Annotated in this window: 12 protein-coding genes and 1 pseudogene; 4 read left to right on the forward strand and 9 right to left on the reverse strand. The window is 73.7% G+C overall.

Annotated elements, in window-relative coordinates; all coding sequences use genetic code 11:
• Positions 1-26 precede the first annotated feature (26 nt).
• A complete protein-coding gene (locus FB388_RS21700) occupies positions 27-1,010 on the forward strand; it encodes an EamA family transporter (RefSeq protein ID WP_246122271.1) in 984 nt (327 codons plus the stop codon).
• Between the two features lie 55 nt (positions 1,011-1,065).
• On the opposite strand, the pseudogene FB388_RS40525 reads toward FB388_RS21700, so the two are convergent.
• From FB388_RS40525 to FB388_RS21725, 5 genes and pseudogenes are all read right to left on the reverse strand, one after another.
• Positions 1,066-1,533: pseudogene (locus tag FB388_RS40525) on the reverse strand (ABC transporter ATP-binding protein); the annotation flags it as partial.
• On the reverse strand, positions 1,530-2,285 hold the full coding sequence (locus tag FB388_RS21710) for an ABC transporter ATP-binding protein (RefSeq protein WP_142104052.1): 756 nt from the start codon (positions 2,283-2,285) through the stop codon (positions 1,530-1,532). The pseudogene FB388_RS40525 and the gene FB388_RS21710, both read right to left, overlap by 4 nt.
• On the reverse strand, positions 2,282-3,274 hold the full coding sequence (locus FB388_RS21715) for a branched-chain amino acid ABC transporter permease (RefSeq protein ID WP_142104053.1): 993 nt from the start codon (positions 3,272-3,274) through the stop codon (positions 2,282-2,284). The genes FB388_RS21710 and FB388_RS21715 overlap by 4 nt, the downstream gene beginning before the upstream one ends.
• Positions 3,271-4,134 carry a branched-chain amino acid ABC transporter permease gene (locus FB388_RS21720; protein WP_142104054.1) on the reverse strand — a complete coding sequence of 288 codons (864 nt, stop codon included), beginning with the start codon at positions 4,132-4,134 and terminating at the stop codon, positions 3,271-3,273. The genes FB388_RS21715 and FB388_RS21720 overlap by 4 nt, the downstream gene beginning before the upstream one ends.
• A complete protein-coding gene (locus FB388_RS21725; RefSeq protein WP_170225777.1) occupies positions 4,134-5,360 on the reverse strand; it encodes an ABC transporter substrate-binding protein in 1,227 nt (408 codons plus the stop codon). The genes FB388_RS21720 and FB388_RS21725 overlap by 1 nt, the downstream gene beginning before the upstream one ends.
• Positions 5,361-5,512: 152 nt before the next feature.
• On the opposite strand from FB388_RS21725, the gene FB388_RS21730 reads away from it, so the two are divergent.
• The gene (locus FB388_RS21730; protein ID WP_142104056.1) at positions 5,513-6,196 is read left to right on the forward strand and encodes an MBL fold metallo-hydrolase; all 684 of its coding nucleotides are present in this window, start codon (positions 5,513-5,515) and stop codon (positions 6,194-6,196) included.
• Positions 6,197-6,711: 515 nt separating this feature from the next.
• On the opposite strand, the gene FB388_RS21735 is transcribed toward FB388_RS21730, so the two are convergent.
• Genes FB388_RS21735 through FB388_RS21745 form a run of 3 tightly spaced genes read right to left on the reverse strand, consistent with a single transcriptional unit; the run spans position 6,712 to position 8,498 of the window.
• Positions 6,712-7,095 (reverse strand): DUF488 family protein, N3 subclade, encoded by a 384-nt coding sequence (locus FB388_RS21735; RefSeq protein WP_142104057.1) that lies wholly within the window; start codon positions 7,093-7,095, stop codon positions 6,712-6,714.
• Positions 7,096-7,155: 60 nt separating this feature from the next.
• On the reverse strand, positions 7,156-7,557 hold the full coding sequence (locus FB388_RS21740) for a VOC family protein (RefSeq protein WP_142104058.1): 402 nt from the start codon (positions 7,555-7,557) through the stop codon (positions 7,156-7,158).
• Positions 7,558-7,616: 59 nt separating this feature from the next.
• Positions 7,617-8,498: a DUF981 family protein gene (locus FB388_RS21745; RefSeq protein WP_142104059.1), complete on the reverse strand. Its 882-nt coding sequence runs from the start codon at positions 8,496-8,498 to the stop codon at positions 7,617-7,619.
• Positions 8,499-8,856: 358 nt separating this feature from the next.
• Between FB388_RS21745 and FB388_RS21750 the strand changes: the two genes are divergently transcribed.
• Both FB388_RS21750 and FB388_RS21755 read left to right on the forward strand, forming a co-directional pair.
• Positions 8,857-10,110, forward strand: coding sequence for an LCP family protein (locus FB388_RS21750; protein WP_142104060.1), 1,254 nt, complete (start codon positions 8,857-8,859; stop codon positions 10,108-10,110).
• A gap of 28 nt (positions 10,111-10,138) precedes the next feature.
• Entirely contained in the window at positions 10,139-12,238 is a 2,100-nt protein-coding gene (locus FB388_RS21755) for a S9 family peptidase (protein WP_142104061.1), read from the forward strand.
• A gap of 85 nt (positions 12,239-12,323) precedes the next feature.
• Here the strand turns inward: FB388_RS21755 and FB388_RS21760 are convergent, their stop codons facing one another.
• Positions 12,324-13,817 (reverse strand): MFS transporter, encoded by a 1,494-nt coding sequence (locus tag FB388_RS21760; RefSeq protein WP_281290449.1) that lies wholly within the window; start codon positions 13,815-13,817, stop codon positions 12,324-12,326.
• Between the last annotated feature and the right edge of the window lie 8 nt (positions 13,818-13,825).

Here is a 13,825-nt window from a genome sequence, read left to right on the forward strand (position 1 = left end):
GGACGTTCAAGGAATGCGGTCGCAGGGTGGATCTCGTGTCCCGCGCCCCGCTGCTCGTGCTCGCGAGCGTGGTGAGCGTCCAGGTCGGGCAGGCGTTCGGGAAGCGCGCGTTCGACCTGCTGGAACCCGCCGGCGTCGTCACGCTGCGGCTCGGGCTCGCCGCGCTCGTCCTACTGGCGGTCCTGCGGCCCCGGCCGCCGACCGATGGCCGCGGACTCGGGCTGGTCGTCGCGTTCGGCACGGCCATCGCCGGCATGAACCTCGTCTACCCGGCGATGCGGTACCTCCCGCTCGGTGTCGCGATGTCCCTGCTGCTCCTCGGTCCGCTCACGGTGGCCCTCGCGGGATCCCGCCGCCCCCTCGACGTCGGATGGGCACTGGTGGCCGGTGCGGGCGTTCTCCTGATCGGCGACGGAGGCGGGCCCCTCCCGGTCGCGGGCGTGCTGCTCGCGCTCGGGGCGGGCGTGGCCATGGGCTGCTACTTGCTGCTCAGCAGGCGCGCGGGCACCGCCGCACCCGGCACCCTCGCCCTCGCCGTGGCGTGGGCGGCCGTCCTCTCGCTCCCCTTCGGCATCTCCGCGTCCGGCACCGACCTGCTCCGGCCGTCCGCGCTCGCGACGGGGTTGCTCGTCGCCGTCCTGTCGGCGGTGCTCCCCTACTCGCTCGACCTCGCCGCGCTGCGCAGGCTGCCGCCGCGCACGGTGGGCGTGCTGCAGAGCCTGGAACCGGTCGTCGGCGCGCTGGCCGGCCTCGTGCTGCTCGCCGAGGTGCTGGACGGGTGGCAGTGGGTGGCGATCGCCTGCATCACGGCCGCCTCGGCCGGCGCGGTGTTCACGCCACCCCGAGCAGGCGGTACGCGGTGTCCGGATCGCGGCGGAACTCGGGGGTCGGCACCCGGTGCACGAGCACGCCCTTCTCCATCACCGCGATCTCCCCGGCCACCGCGAACGCCAGGTGCAGGTCCTGCTCCACGAGGAGCACCGCCACCCCCTCGTCGCGCAGGGTGCTGACGACCCCGCCGATCTGGTCGACCACGGCGGGTGCGAGCCCCTCGGACGGCTCGTCGAGCAGCACCAGCCGGGGGTTCGTCAGCAACGCCCTCGCGACGGCCAGCATCTGCTGCTCCCCGCCGGAGAGCTGGCCCGCGTAGTGCCTGCGCCGCTCGGCGAGCCGCGGCAGCAGGTCGAGCACGGTGTCCACGGTCCAGGTACCCCCGCGGGACCGGGACGAGAGCGCGAGGTGCTCGGCCACCGTGAGCGTCGTCCACACGCGCCGGCCCTGCGGCACGAGCGCCACGCCGGCGCGCGCGATCCGGTCCGGCCGCGCGCCGGCCAGCTCGCGGCCGTCGAGCAGCACCGAGCCCGCGCTCGGCGACACGAGCCCGGCCAGCGTCATGACCAGCGTCGACTTGCCGACGCCGTTGCGCCCGAGCAGCCCCAGCACGGAACCGGCGTCGAGGTCGAGGTCGACACCGTGCAGCACGACGCCCCGGTCGTACCCGGAGACGAGGCCGCGGACCTGGAGGAACGTCATGCGTGGAACAGCTCCTCACGGCGTCCGGCGCCCAGGTACGCCTCCCGCACCGCATCGCTCGCGCGCACCTCGTCGGGCGTGCCGGAGAGCAGCACGCGCCCCAGGTGCAGCACGGTTACGGAGTCGGCGAGGGAGAACACGAGGTCGAGGTCGTGCTCCACGAACAGCACGGTGATCTCCTCCGGCAGCGCGGAGAGCAGCGTTAGCAGCCGGGCGCTCTCCGCGGGTGACATGCCGGCCGCCGGCTCGTCGAGCAGCAGCAGCGACGGGCGGCAGGCCAGCGCGAGCGCCACCTCCAGCTGCTTGCGCTCGCCGTGCGAGAGCGCAGGCACCGGGACGTCGCGGCGGTCGGCGAGCCCGACCTCGGCGAGCAGCTCCTCGGCGCGCGCCCGCACGGCCGGACGCCGGCGCGGCAGCGGCGAGATCCGCCCGCCCTCGTGCCTCGCCGCGGCCAGAGCCACCGTCTCCGTCGCAGTCATCGAGCCGAACAGGCTCGCGTGCTGCATCGTCTGGCTCATCCCCAGCCGGCAGCGCGCCACCTCGGACAGCCGGGTGACGTCGCGGCCCGCCAGCTCCACCGTGCCCGCGTGCGCCCGCATCGTGCCGGTGACCAGCTTGAACAGCGTGGACTTCCCGGCGCCGTTCGGCCCGATCAGCGCGTGCCGGGCGCCCGGCTCCACGGCGATGTCGACGCCGTCGACGGCCCGCAGCGCCCCGAAGGACCGGGTGAGGCCGGTGCAGCGCAGCGTCATGACGACCTCCGGCCAGGCAGCCGGATGCCCGCCGCCCCACGCGGAAGCAGGTACACCACCAGCACGAACACCGCCCCGAGCACCAGCGTGCCGTGACCGCCGAGGCTCGGCCCGAGCGCATCCCTGACGACGATCACCAGCGCCGCACCTAGGCAGGCGCCCCACAGCGACCCGGCTCCACCGATGACCACGGCCAGCAGCGCGAAGGCCGCCGTCGCGAAGCCCAGGTCGGGCAGCGCGACGAACCGCGCCTGCGCCGCGAGCAGCGATCCCGCGAGCCCCGCGACGCCGCCCGCGAGCACGAACACCGCGTACTTGTAGAGCGACGTGGGATAGCCGATCGCCCGCATGCGCCGCTCGTTGTCGCGGATGCCGCGCAGCGCCGCGCCGAACGGCGACCGCGCCACCAGCCAGACCAGCGCGAACCCGAGCAGGAAGACCGCCAGCACGTACCAGTAGGTGAACCCCGCATTGGCCAGCGGCGCCCCTGCGACGCGCACGGACGGGATCCCGGTGAGCCCGTTCGCCCCACCGGTGACCGACTCCCACGCGTTGCCCAGCTCCTGCACCACCTCGCCGATGGCGAGCGTCAGCATCAGGAAGAACACGCCTGCGCTGCGGACCGTGATCCACCCGGTGAGCGCAGCGGCCACCGCCCCCGTCGCGGCGCCGACCAGCAGCGGCACCGGCGCCTCCGCCGTCACGTGGATCGAGACCCAGCCCGCGGCGTACGCACCCGCGCCGAAGTAGGCCGCGTGCCCGAGCGACGGCAGGCCCGTGACGCCCACGAGCAGGTCGAGGCTCACGGCGAACAGCGCGAACACCAGGATGCGGGTGAGCGTGGTGGTGGCGAACGGGGCGAGGAAAAGCGGCACCGCAGCGAGCACGACGACCACGGCCACGGCGCCGAGCCACGCCCGCCCGCGCGGCGCCCGCGGGGTGACCGCGGCCGCGCCACCCGGAACAGCGGGCGCCTCCACGGCCGTCACCGGGCGCCCACCGCCGCAGGCCCGCCGAACAGGCCCTGCGGCCGCAGCACCAGCACCAGCGCGAGCGCCGCGAACAGCAGGAACGAGGCCAGTCCCGGCAGCAGCACCCGGCCGAGGGTGTCGGCCTGCCCGATGATCAGCGCCCCGACCAGCGCGCCGCGCACCGAGCCGAGCCCGCCGATCACGACGACCACCAGCGCCAGGATGAGCACGGTGGCGTCGAGGCCCGGCCGGGCGCCGTAGATCGGCCCGCCGAGCACGCCTGCGGTGGTGGCGAGCAGCGACCCGACGGCGAAGACCGCGGTGGTGACGAGCCGGTTGTCGATGCCGATCGTCGCGACCATGTCCCGGTCGGCCACGGTGGCGCGCACGAGCGCGCCGACCCGCGTGCGTTCCACGACCAGGTACACCGCGATCGCCAGCACCGCGCCGACGCCGATCAGCACCAGCCGGTAGGCCGGGTACACCGCGCCGAACACGGTCACCGAGCCGTCCAGCGCGGGTGGCGCCGCCGCCGACAGCGGGTCGTCCCCGAACGCGATGATCAACAGCTCGGCGACGACGAACGCCACCCCGAGCGTGAGCAGCGCCTGGTCCAGGTGCGAGCGCCGCCGCAGCGGGCCGGTCATCAGCGACAGCAGCGCCCCGGCGAGGAGCCCGCCCACCGCGGCGATCCCGAGCGCGGCGAGGAAACCGCCCCAGCTCCCGGAGAACGCGGCGCCGAGGTAGGCACCGCCGAGGAAGAGCGCGCCGTGGGCGAGGTTGAGCACGTCCATCATCCCGAACACGATCGACAGCCCGACCGCGAGGATGAACAGCAGGAACCCGATGGCGAGCCCGTTGAGGACCGAGACGAGCATCAGACCGCCGCTGGCTGGCTCTGCTGGCCGAGGTCCTGCACCACGGCGTTCACCAGCTTGCCGCCGACGTTCTCGACCTTGCGCAGGTAGATGTTCTGCCGCGGCGTCTGGTTCTCGAACGTCCACGGGCCGCGGGGGCTGTCGTCGACGTTGCCGATGCCGCCGAGCGCGGCGGACAGGCCGTCACCGTCCAGCGCGGTCGCTCCGCGCAGCGCCCGGTTGAGGACGTTCGCCGCGTCGAAGGTGGCCATCGAGAAACAGCTCGGCGCCTCGCCGTGGGCCGCGGTGTAGGTGTCGACGAAGGCCTTGTTGGCCGGGTTGTCCAGCTGGTCGGTGTAGTGCAGCGTGTTCTGCACGCCGAGCGCGGCGTCGCCCTGCTGGGGCAGCACGTTCCCCTCGGTGAGGAAGCCCGAGCCGTACAGGGGGATCGAACCGGCCAGCCCGAACTGCGCGTACTGGCGCACGAACGTGATCGCCTCGGAGCCGGAGTAGAAGCAGAACGTGGCCCGCGCCCCGGAGTCCTGGATCCCGGTGAGGAACGGCTGGTAGTCCGACGTCTTCCCGAACGGGGTCTTCACCTCGCCGACGACGCGCCCGCCACCCGCTTCGAACGCCCGCTTGAAGTGCGCGATCACCTCGGTGCCCGCGGCGTAGTCGGGCGCGATCGCGTAGACGCCCTCCGAGAACCCCGACTCGGCGAGGTGCTTGCCCATCGCCGCCGCGATCTGGCCGTTGGTGAACGAGGTGCGCCAGATGTACGGCGACCTCTTGGCACCGGTGACGTCCTCGGCGCCCGCGTTGGTGACGACCAGCAGCTTGCGCGCCTCGGTGACGGCGTCCCGGACGCCGAGCGCCGTGGCCGAGTTGACCAGGCCGACGACCACGTCGACGCCGTCGTTCTGCAGCACCTTCTGCACCGCGGGCACACCGGTCTGCGGGGTCTCGCCCTCGTCCGCGGCCACCGTCTCCACGGCGTAGTCGCCGAACTTGCCGCCGTTCTGGTCCAGCCACAGCTGCCAGCCGCGTTGCATGTCCGTGCCGAGCGCCGCGTAGACGCCGGACTGCGGCACCACCAGCCCGACCTTGACCGTGCCGCCGCCACCACCGGCGGCGGTGCCGCTCTCCGAGCCGCCGACGCTGCTGCCGCACGCCGAGAGGACCGGCACGGACGCCGCCGCGCCGAATAGACCGAGGAGCCGTCGTCGGGTGAGCAGGTGGGGGTCCATCGCGGGTGGCTCCTCGTCGAACTCGTCACGCCCGGGATCGAACGTCGACGGATCGTTGTCGAGCCTGCGACATGCTGTCAACGATTCGGGTGAACCGCGCATCTCACCGCGATCCGATCGTGACGGACACGCACCACCACTAGGCTGTCGGGGTGGACGTCCTCGACAGCTACTCCGGCCATGTCGACCCGGGCGGCGCCGCCATCCGCCGCGACCTCGACGCCCTCACCATCACCAAGGTGTCGGTGGGCCCGATGGACAACAACGCCTACCTCCTGGTGTGCCGCGCCACCAACGAGGCGCTGCTGGTCGACGCCGCGAACGAGCCGGACCGGCTCGCCGACCTCGTCGGCGCCGACGACGGCCGCCCCGAGCTGAACCACCTGGTCACCACCCACCGCCACCAGGACCACTGGCAGGCACTCGGCGCGGTGGCCGGCATGTTCCAGACCCGCCAGATCGCCCACCCGCTCGACGCCGCCGAGCTGCCGATCCCCATGGACGAGCTCGTCGAGCACGGCGACACCGTCCGCTTCGGGGAGATCGAGCTCGAGGTGGTGCACCTGCGCGGCCACACCCCCGGCTCGATCGCGCTCGTCTACCGCGACCCGGCCCCCGGCGGGCACCCGCACATGTTCACGGGCGACTCCCTCTTCCCCGGCGGCCACGGACGCACAGCCACCCCGGAGGACCACATCCAGCTCATGGACGACCTGGAGGAGCGGATCTTCGGGGTGCTGCCGGACGAGACGTGGTTCTACCCCGGCCACGGGGACGACTCCACGCTCGGCGCCGAGCGCCCGCACCTCGGCGAGTGGCGCGAGCGCGGCTGGTGAAGCCGGGGTTACCCGGAGCGATCGCCGCGCCGAACCGCACGACAGCGCTGCGATGATCGCCTTGGTGTGCTGCCCGGCAGGATCTCGGGCGCTCGGCGAGCAGTGGCGCAGATGATCCGCTGTTTCGGTTCGCCATGGCTGTGTCGGCAGCAATGGGCAACCGATACACGCGATCTCGGTGGGCAAGATCCGATTCATCGGGTGTCCATGGTCGTCGGGGCAGCCGTGGACAACCGCGAGTTCGGATCATGGTCGCCCGACCGGTGCTTTCCTTGCCTCCTGCTGATCAGTTCCCGCCGAGTCGGCCTGGTCAGGAAACCGCCAGTGGGCGCGCCACCACAACGGCGTCACACCGGCGTCTACTGCGTTCCGCGGAACGCACCCCGAGGCCGTGATCAGCGGTCGTGGAACCGCCCGTCGTCGGCGGGAAGCTCCGCGCGAACCTCACGTCCCGCTACGAGCCGTGCTGCCTGGGCCGGATCGCAGTCCGCGGCGATGGCCTGGACAGGACTTGCTCATCCAGACCCCAGCTCCTCCTGTACGACGTCGACCAGCACCGCGGCATTGCTCGACGCCGGGTCCCTGGTCGCCGTCAGCAGCACCACCCCGCTGGTCCGGGCCAGCTCACCGAGCCGCTCCACGGCGTTCCGGCGCTCCGGCTCGTTCAGCTCCTCGCGGTAGCGACGGCGGAACTCCGCGAACCGCCCCGGCTCGTGGCGGTACCACTTCCTCAGCTCCGCCGACGGGGCCACGGCCCTGAGCCATTCGTCGAGCGCAGCCGCGTCCTTGGCCACGCCACGCGGCCACAGCCGGTCGACGAGCACCCGGGCCCGTCCGTCGCCCGCGGGCGGGTCGTACACGCGGCCGATCGCGACGCGTCCCGGGTCGGCGTCTCGCACGGGGCGATTGTGGGAGCGCCGCACGGACACCGCAACGCGATCTGCAGCAGCCGCCGAGCGTCAGTCCACCACGAGGCAGAAGGGGTGGCCGGCCGGGTCGAGGTACACCCGGAACCGGTCCGGCGCGGGCTGCGTCTCGTGCTTGCGGGCCCCGATCGCCAGTACCTCCCGCTCCCCCTCGTCCAGGTCGGGCACGTCGAAGTCGATGTGCAGCTGCTGCGGCACGTCCTGGCCGGGCCACTGCGGCGGGCGGTACCCGGACGACACCTTCTGGAACGCGAGCGCGGCGCCCCGGCCGTCGGGCGGGTCGAGCTGCACCCAGCGGTCGTTCTCCCCCTGCGGGTCGAGCGGCCAGCCGGTGAGGGCGCTGTAGAAACGGGCCAGAGCGATGGGGTCGGGGCAGTCGAGCGCGACGACACCGAACCGGGCGATGCCGCCCCGCGGGTTATCGGAAGTGGTCACGCGCCGACGGTAGAGGCCGCCGCCGACACCCGCCGGGGGCGGCGATCACCCGCGCTCCGTCAGCCGCCGAGAGCAAGCCGGTTGACGGTGGCGATCCGGCAGTCCGCCGGCCCCGGTTGTGCCCGCCCGCTCACGGTTCCGCTCGCGTCCGCGCCCGACAGGACCACGCTCTGGCCGGGTGCAACGGCGGTGGCGATCGCGTTGATCTCGCCGACGCGGGGGCCGTCCATGTCGTTCACGGTGATGTTGATGTTGTACGACTGGCGCGTGTCGGTGCGGTTCGTGATCTCGATCGTGGCCTCCGCCGTGACCTCGCCGCCCCGCCGGCTGACGGTGCAGTCGCGCAGGGCCACGTCCTGGGAGGCGACGTCGCCGACCGCGTCCTCGCCGTCGGGCCGCGCCACCTGCGCGGTCGTGGCGACGGCGATCGCCGCGGCGCACAGGGCCGCACCGGCGCCGGCGAGGACCTTCCGCGTGCCGACGAGCGCGATCGCCCCGAGGAGCGCGCCGACCGCGGCGAGACCGATCGTGAGGTACTTCAGGACGAGCACGTCCGTACCGAGGACCGCGGAGGCGACACCACCGACGATGCCGAAGATCCCGAGGGTGAGCGCCGTCCAGGCCAGCGCCTCGAACCGCTTCCTCCGCACGAACATCGGCGCTGCCGGCACCGCGGGGAAGCCGAACGGCGCCGACTGCGCCCGGAGGAGCTCTTCCTCGGCGGCGCTCCGGGGGGGCCTCTCGTCCGGCTGGCCGGGCAGCCGCTGCCCCTGTGGCGGGTAGCCCTGCTGCTCGGGGTTCACCGGCCACGGCCGCAGGTGCTGGCCGGGCGCCACCGGCGGGCGTACCGGCTGGTTGGGCTGCTGCTGGTGGGGCTCCTGCGGGTACGGCCGTTCGGCAAAGGCCGACCTCCGCGGGGACGAGTGGTGGGGAGCGGTCATCACGAACGTCCGTTCTGCGTTGTGCTCTTGTCGTTCATGGATCTCTGCCGGGCTGCTAGGAACGGACACACCCCAGCGCGAACGACCGCGCCGAACTCCCGCGTGACGAGCTCCGCATTCCTGCTCTCCCCCCTGCCTCGACGTGAAGTAGGCGGCGACACTAGCGCGTTGATCATGGATCAGTCACCGAACGTGTGATGACACGTGGCAAACGTGCTGTGACGTGCACCGTTCGGAGCAGTCGGGGCCTACATCCGGTGACTACAGTGGACGCGGCCGCAACGGCGGCCGAGCAAGCCCCGGGCGGTCGCGGCACCGGTCCAGGCGCAGGGCGACCGCAGTTACCCGGAGTGCACACATGGATGCAAGACGCACGATGCGCGCGGCGGTCCGCGTCGTCACCGCACTCGCGTCGGCAGCCGCGCTCATCGCCACCGGGTTCGTCTGGTCGCTGCAACAGCAGGTCGACACGACGGTCGTCAGCAGCACCGCGGCCATCCCGACCCCGCGCCCCACGCCGCCGGGCGAGTCGTTCACGGCGCTGCTGGTGGGCCTGGACGCGCGGACCGACGCCCAGGGCGAGCCGCTCCCCCGTGAGGTGCTCGACGCGCTGCACGCCGGTCCCGACGAGGGCCAGCTGCACACCGACACGATCATCCTCGTTCACGTGCCCGCGAACGCGGGAGAACAAGCTGTCGCCATCTCCATCCCGCGCGACTCGTACGTGCCGATCGCGGGCGGACACGGGACCCACAAGATCAATTCTGCGTACCGGCGCGGGATGCAGGACGCCGAGGACGCCCTGCGCGCGCAGGGCATCGACGGCGCCGAGCTCGACCGGCGCGCCCGCGAGGCCGGCCGGCGCACCCTGGTCGCCACGGTGGGACAGCTCACCGGGGCGCAGGTCGACCACTTCGGTGAGATCGGCATGGCCGGGTTCGTCGAGCTCACGGAGGCGCTCGGCGGGATACCGGTGTGCCTCAACGCGCCCGTCCGCGACTCGTACTCCGGAGTCGACCTGCCGGCGGGCCAGCACCTGGTCAGCGGACCTGGCGCGCTCGCGTTCGTGCGGCAGCGGCACGGGCTGGAGGACGGCGACCTCGACCGGATCGCCCGCCAGCAGGCCTTCGCGGCCGGCCTGGCGCAGCGGGTCCTCGCGCCGGGCACGATCACCGATCCCGTGCGGCTGCAGCGCCTCGTCGAGATCGCCACGCGCTACGTCGTGCTGGACAGCGGGTGGGACCTCCGCCAGGCGATCTCCCAGCTGCGCCAGGTCTCCGCACAGGCGTTGACCTTCCACACCATCCCGACCGGCCGCCCCGACCTGCGCACCCCCGCCGACGGGATCGCCGTGCAGATCGACCGCGACGCCGTGCGGACGTTCGTCGGATCGCTGCTCGAGTCCGCCACGACGCCCCCGACGGTGGCGGTGGCGCCCACTTCGGAGCCGTCCGCGCCCTCGTCGACGCCGCCCACCACGGCCCGCCGCGTGGCCGACGACGACCCGATCAACGTGCACCCGGCGGACGCATCCGAGGTCGGCGGCACTCCCGTCCCGACGACGAGCGGCCACCCGGTGATCACGGCGGATGGCGTGCCCTGCGTCGACTGACCGGTTTCCAGGGGCACACTGACCTCCCGTGACCGACAGCTTTCCGCGCAGGCAGGCCCGCACCCGTCGCTTCACCCTCGGTGCCCCGCGTGGCATCACCGTCTCCCCCGACGGGGAGCGGGTGGTGTTCCTGCGCAGCCGCGGCGGCACCGATCCCCTCACCTGCCTGTGGACGCTGGACCTCGCCACCGGCGAGGAGCGGCTCGTGGCCGACCCGCGGGAGCTCGAGGGGTCAGGTGACGAGGAGGACCTGCCGCCCGAGGAGAAGGCTCGCCGCGAACGCAGCAGGGAGCAGGCGGGCGGCGTGGTCGGCTATGCCGCCGACCGGCCGGTCACCATGGCCGCGTTCACCCTGTCCGGCCGCCTCTACCTGGCGGACTTCGCGGGCGGCCTCACCCCGCGCCTGGTGGACACCCCGGGCGGCGTGATCGACCCGCGCCCCGACCCGCACGGGCTCAAGGTCGCCTTCGTCCGCGCAGGGGCGCTGCACGTCCACGACGTCGCGTCCCGCATCACCACGGCCCTCGCCGAACCGGACGCCCCGCACGTCACGTACGGCCTCGCCGACTTCGTGGCGGCCGAGGAGATGGGCCGCATGCGCGGGTACTGGTGGTCGCCCGACGGCGACTCGCTGCTCGTCTCGCGGGTGGACGACGCCGAGGTGCGGCGCTGGCACATCGCCGACCCGGCCAACCCGGACCGCGAGCCGGCCGTCGTGGCCTACCCCGCAGCGGGCACCCCGAACGCCCGCGTCACGCTCGAGGTGATCGCGCTCGACGGCACGGCGGTGCCCGTGCGGTGGGACACCGAGCGCGACGAGTACCTCGCCGATGCCGTCTGGGACGGCCACGGCCTGCTGATCGTCGTGCAGCCGCGCGACCAGCGGGCCCTTCGGGTGCTCCGCGTCGATCCGGCCACCGGCGCGACGACCCCCGTGCACGAGCAGACCGATCCGGCCTGGGTCGACATCGTCCCGGGCGTGCCCGCGCACACGGCGTCCGGTGCGCTGGTGACGGTCGGGAACGTCGACGGCGCCCTGCGGCTCGTCGTCGACGGGGAACCGGTGACGCCCGCGTCGATGCAGGTGCGCGACGTCGCGGACGTCGACGGCGACGTGGTGCTGTTCCGCGGGAGCGAGGACCCGACCTCGATCGGCCTCTGGACGTGGGGTCCCGACGGCCTCACCGCCGTCGCCGCGGGCGCGGGCGTGCACAGCGGGCGGCTCGTGGCGGGCACCCTCGTCGTGGTCCGGCAGGACCTCGACAGGGACGGCACGACCACCACGGTCAACCGGGAGGGGGCCGAGCGCACGATCGCGTCGTTCGCCGACCTCCCCGGCCTCACCCCACGGGTCACGCTGCTCACCGCGGGCGAGCGTGCCCTGCGCACGGCGGTGCTGTTCCCGGCCGATCACGAGCCCGGCACCCGGCTGCCGGTCCTGATGGACCCCTACGGCGGCCCGCACGCCCAGCGCGTGCTCGCCGCCCGCGCCGCGCACCTCACGAGCCAGTGGTTCGCCGACCAGGGCTTCGCGGTCGTGGTCGTCGACGGGCGCGGCACGCCGGGGCGCGGGCCGGAGTTCGAACGGGCCGTGCACGGGGATCTCGCCGAGCCGGTGCTGCAGGACCAGGTCGACGCGTTGCACGCCGCGGCCGAGCGGTACCCGGACCTCGACCTCACCCGCGTCGGGATCCGCGGCTGGTCCTTCGGCGGCTACCTCGCCGCGCTCGCCGTGCTGCGCCGCCCGGACGTCTTCCACGCGGCGGTGGCCGGGGCCCCCGTCACCGACTGGGCGCTCTACGACACCCACTACACGGAGCGCTACCTCGGCCGCCCGGACACCGACCCCGAGGCCTACGAGCGCTCGTCGCTGATCGCCGACGCGCCGTCGCTCACCCGGCCGCTGCTGCTCGTGCACGGGCTCGCCGACGACAACGTGGTGGCCGCCCACACCCTGCGCCTGTCCTCGGCCCTGCTCGCGGCGGGGCGGCCGCACAGCGTGCTGCCGCTGTCGGGCGTCACGCACATGACGCCGCAGGAGGTGGTGGCGGAGAACCTGCTCCTGCTGCAGGTCCAATTCCTGAAGCAGGCCCTCGCCACCTCCGCCACGGCGGCGCCAGCGCACTGACACCCCGAATCGCCCACACCGAGACCGCGACCTGCGGTCCCCGCGAGTCGCGGTCTGGGTGCACGCGAGTCGCGGTGCGCTGCCCTCAGCCGTGGGCGGCGTGGTCGTAGTTGTGGGTCTCCTCCTCGGTGCAGCGGCGGCGCGCCGCGCGCTCGTGCCGCAGGTCCCGCACGGCGATGACGAGCGCGGCCGCCACCGAGAGCACCGCGCCGCTGAGCGCCGCCGCCGCGGCCAGCGCGTGGTCCTGGCCGGTGGCGCCGAGCACCATGTAGTACGCGCCGGGCAGCGCGGCGGTGCCGATCGCAGCGCCGACCCGCTGGCCGGTCTGCAGCGCGCCACCTGCCGAACCGGCCATGCGCACCGGTACCTCCCGCAGCGTCAGCGTGATGTTCGGGGAGATCACCAGCCCGCCGCCGAGCCCGGCCACCAGCAGTGGCGCGGCGAGCGCCCCCGTCAGCGACTCCGCCGGCACGACGAGCACCGCACCGATCGTCCCGACCAGCCCGGTGAGCACGGCGGCCAGCCCGATGACGGTCAACCTCCGGCCGTAGCGCTCGACGAGCCGGCCACCGACCGCGGCCGACACGGCGGACCCCAGCGCGAACGCGGTGACCGAGAGCCCCGAGTGCAGCGGGGTGTAGCCCAGCCCGGACTGCAGGAACAGCGCGAACACCAGCCAGACACCGGAGAAGCCCAGGAAGTAGACCGTGCCGAGCGCGGCACCGGTGGCGTACCCGCGGGTGCTGGACAGCAGCCGCAGGTCGAGCAGCGGGGCGCCGTGACGGCGCATCAGCCGCCGCTCCCACCGGACGAACATCGCCACCAGCGCGATGGCGACGAGGAACAGCCACCAGAGCCGGGCGAGGCCGCCTGCGTCGGCCTCGGCCAGCGGCAGCAGCACGGCCAGCACGGCGCCCCCGAGCAGCAGGCCACCGACGACGTCGATGTGCCCGGTGCGACCGGGCGCGGTCCGCGGGATGAGCCGGGCGGCGAGCACGAGCGCGACCAGCCCGATCGGCACGTTGACGAGGAAGATCCAGCGCCATCCGTCCGGGCCGCTTGCCACGGCGAGGATGAGCCCGCCGACCACCGGCCCGACGGCCGTGGAGATCCCGACGGTCGCGCCGAACATGCCGAACGCCCTCCCGCGCTCGGCGCCGCTGAACAGCTGCTGGATCAACCCCGAGTTCTGCGGAGCGAGCGCGCCTGCCGCGAGGCCCTGCGCGATCCGGGCCGCGACGAGCAGCCCGATGCTCGGGGCCGCGCCGGCGAGCCCGCTGAACAGGACGAACCCCGCCAGCGCGCCGAGGAACATCCGCCGCCGCCCGAGCGCGTCACCGAGCCGCCCGGCCGGCACGAGCGCGAGGCCGAACGCGAGCGCGTAACCGGAGACGACCCACTGCACGGCCGCCGGCTCCGCGCCGAGGCTCTGCTGCAGGGACGGCAGCGCCACCGAGACGATGCTGACGTCGAGCAGGCTCATGAAGCCGGCGACGAGGGTGACCGACAGCGCCCGCCACCGGTTCGGGTCCGGGGCGTCGGCTTCGGCGTCCGATCGACGGACATCAGGCCTGGCCACGAGCCCTG

Source organism: Pseudonocardia cypriaca, assembly GCF_006717045.1.
In the GTDB taxonomy this organism is placed as follows: domain Bacteria; phylum Actinomycetota; class Actinomycetes; order Mycobacteriales; family Pseudonocardiaceae; genus Pseudonocardia; species Pseudonocardia cypriaca.

Coding starts and splice junctions, on each gene's coding strand:
- FB388_RS21725 (WP_170225777.1), bottom strand. CDS start 5,360: ATGGACCCCCACCTGCTCACCCGACGACGGCTCCTCGGTCTATTCGGC.
- FB388_RS21745 (WP_142104059.1), bottom strand. CDS start 8,498: ATGACCGCTCCCCACCACTCGTCCCCGCGGAGGTCGGCCTTTGCCGAA.
- FB388_RS21720 (WP_142104054.1), bottom strand. CDS start 4,134: ATGCTCGTCTCGGTCCTCAACGGGCTCGCCATCGGGTTCCTGCTGTTC.
- FB388_RS21750 (WP_142104060.1), top strand. CDS start 8,857: ATGGATGCAAGACGCACGATGCGCGCGGCGGTCCGCGTCGTCACCGCA.
- FB388_RS21710 (WP_142104052.1), bottom strand. CDS start 2,285: ATGACGCTGCGCTGCACCGGCCTCACCCGGTCCTTCGGGGCGCTGCGG.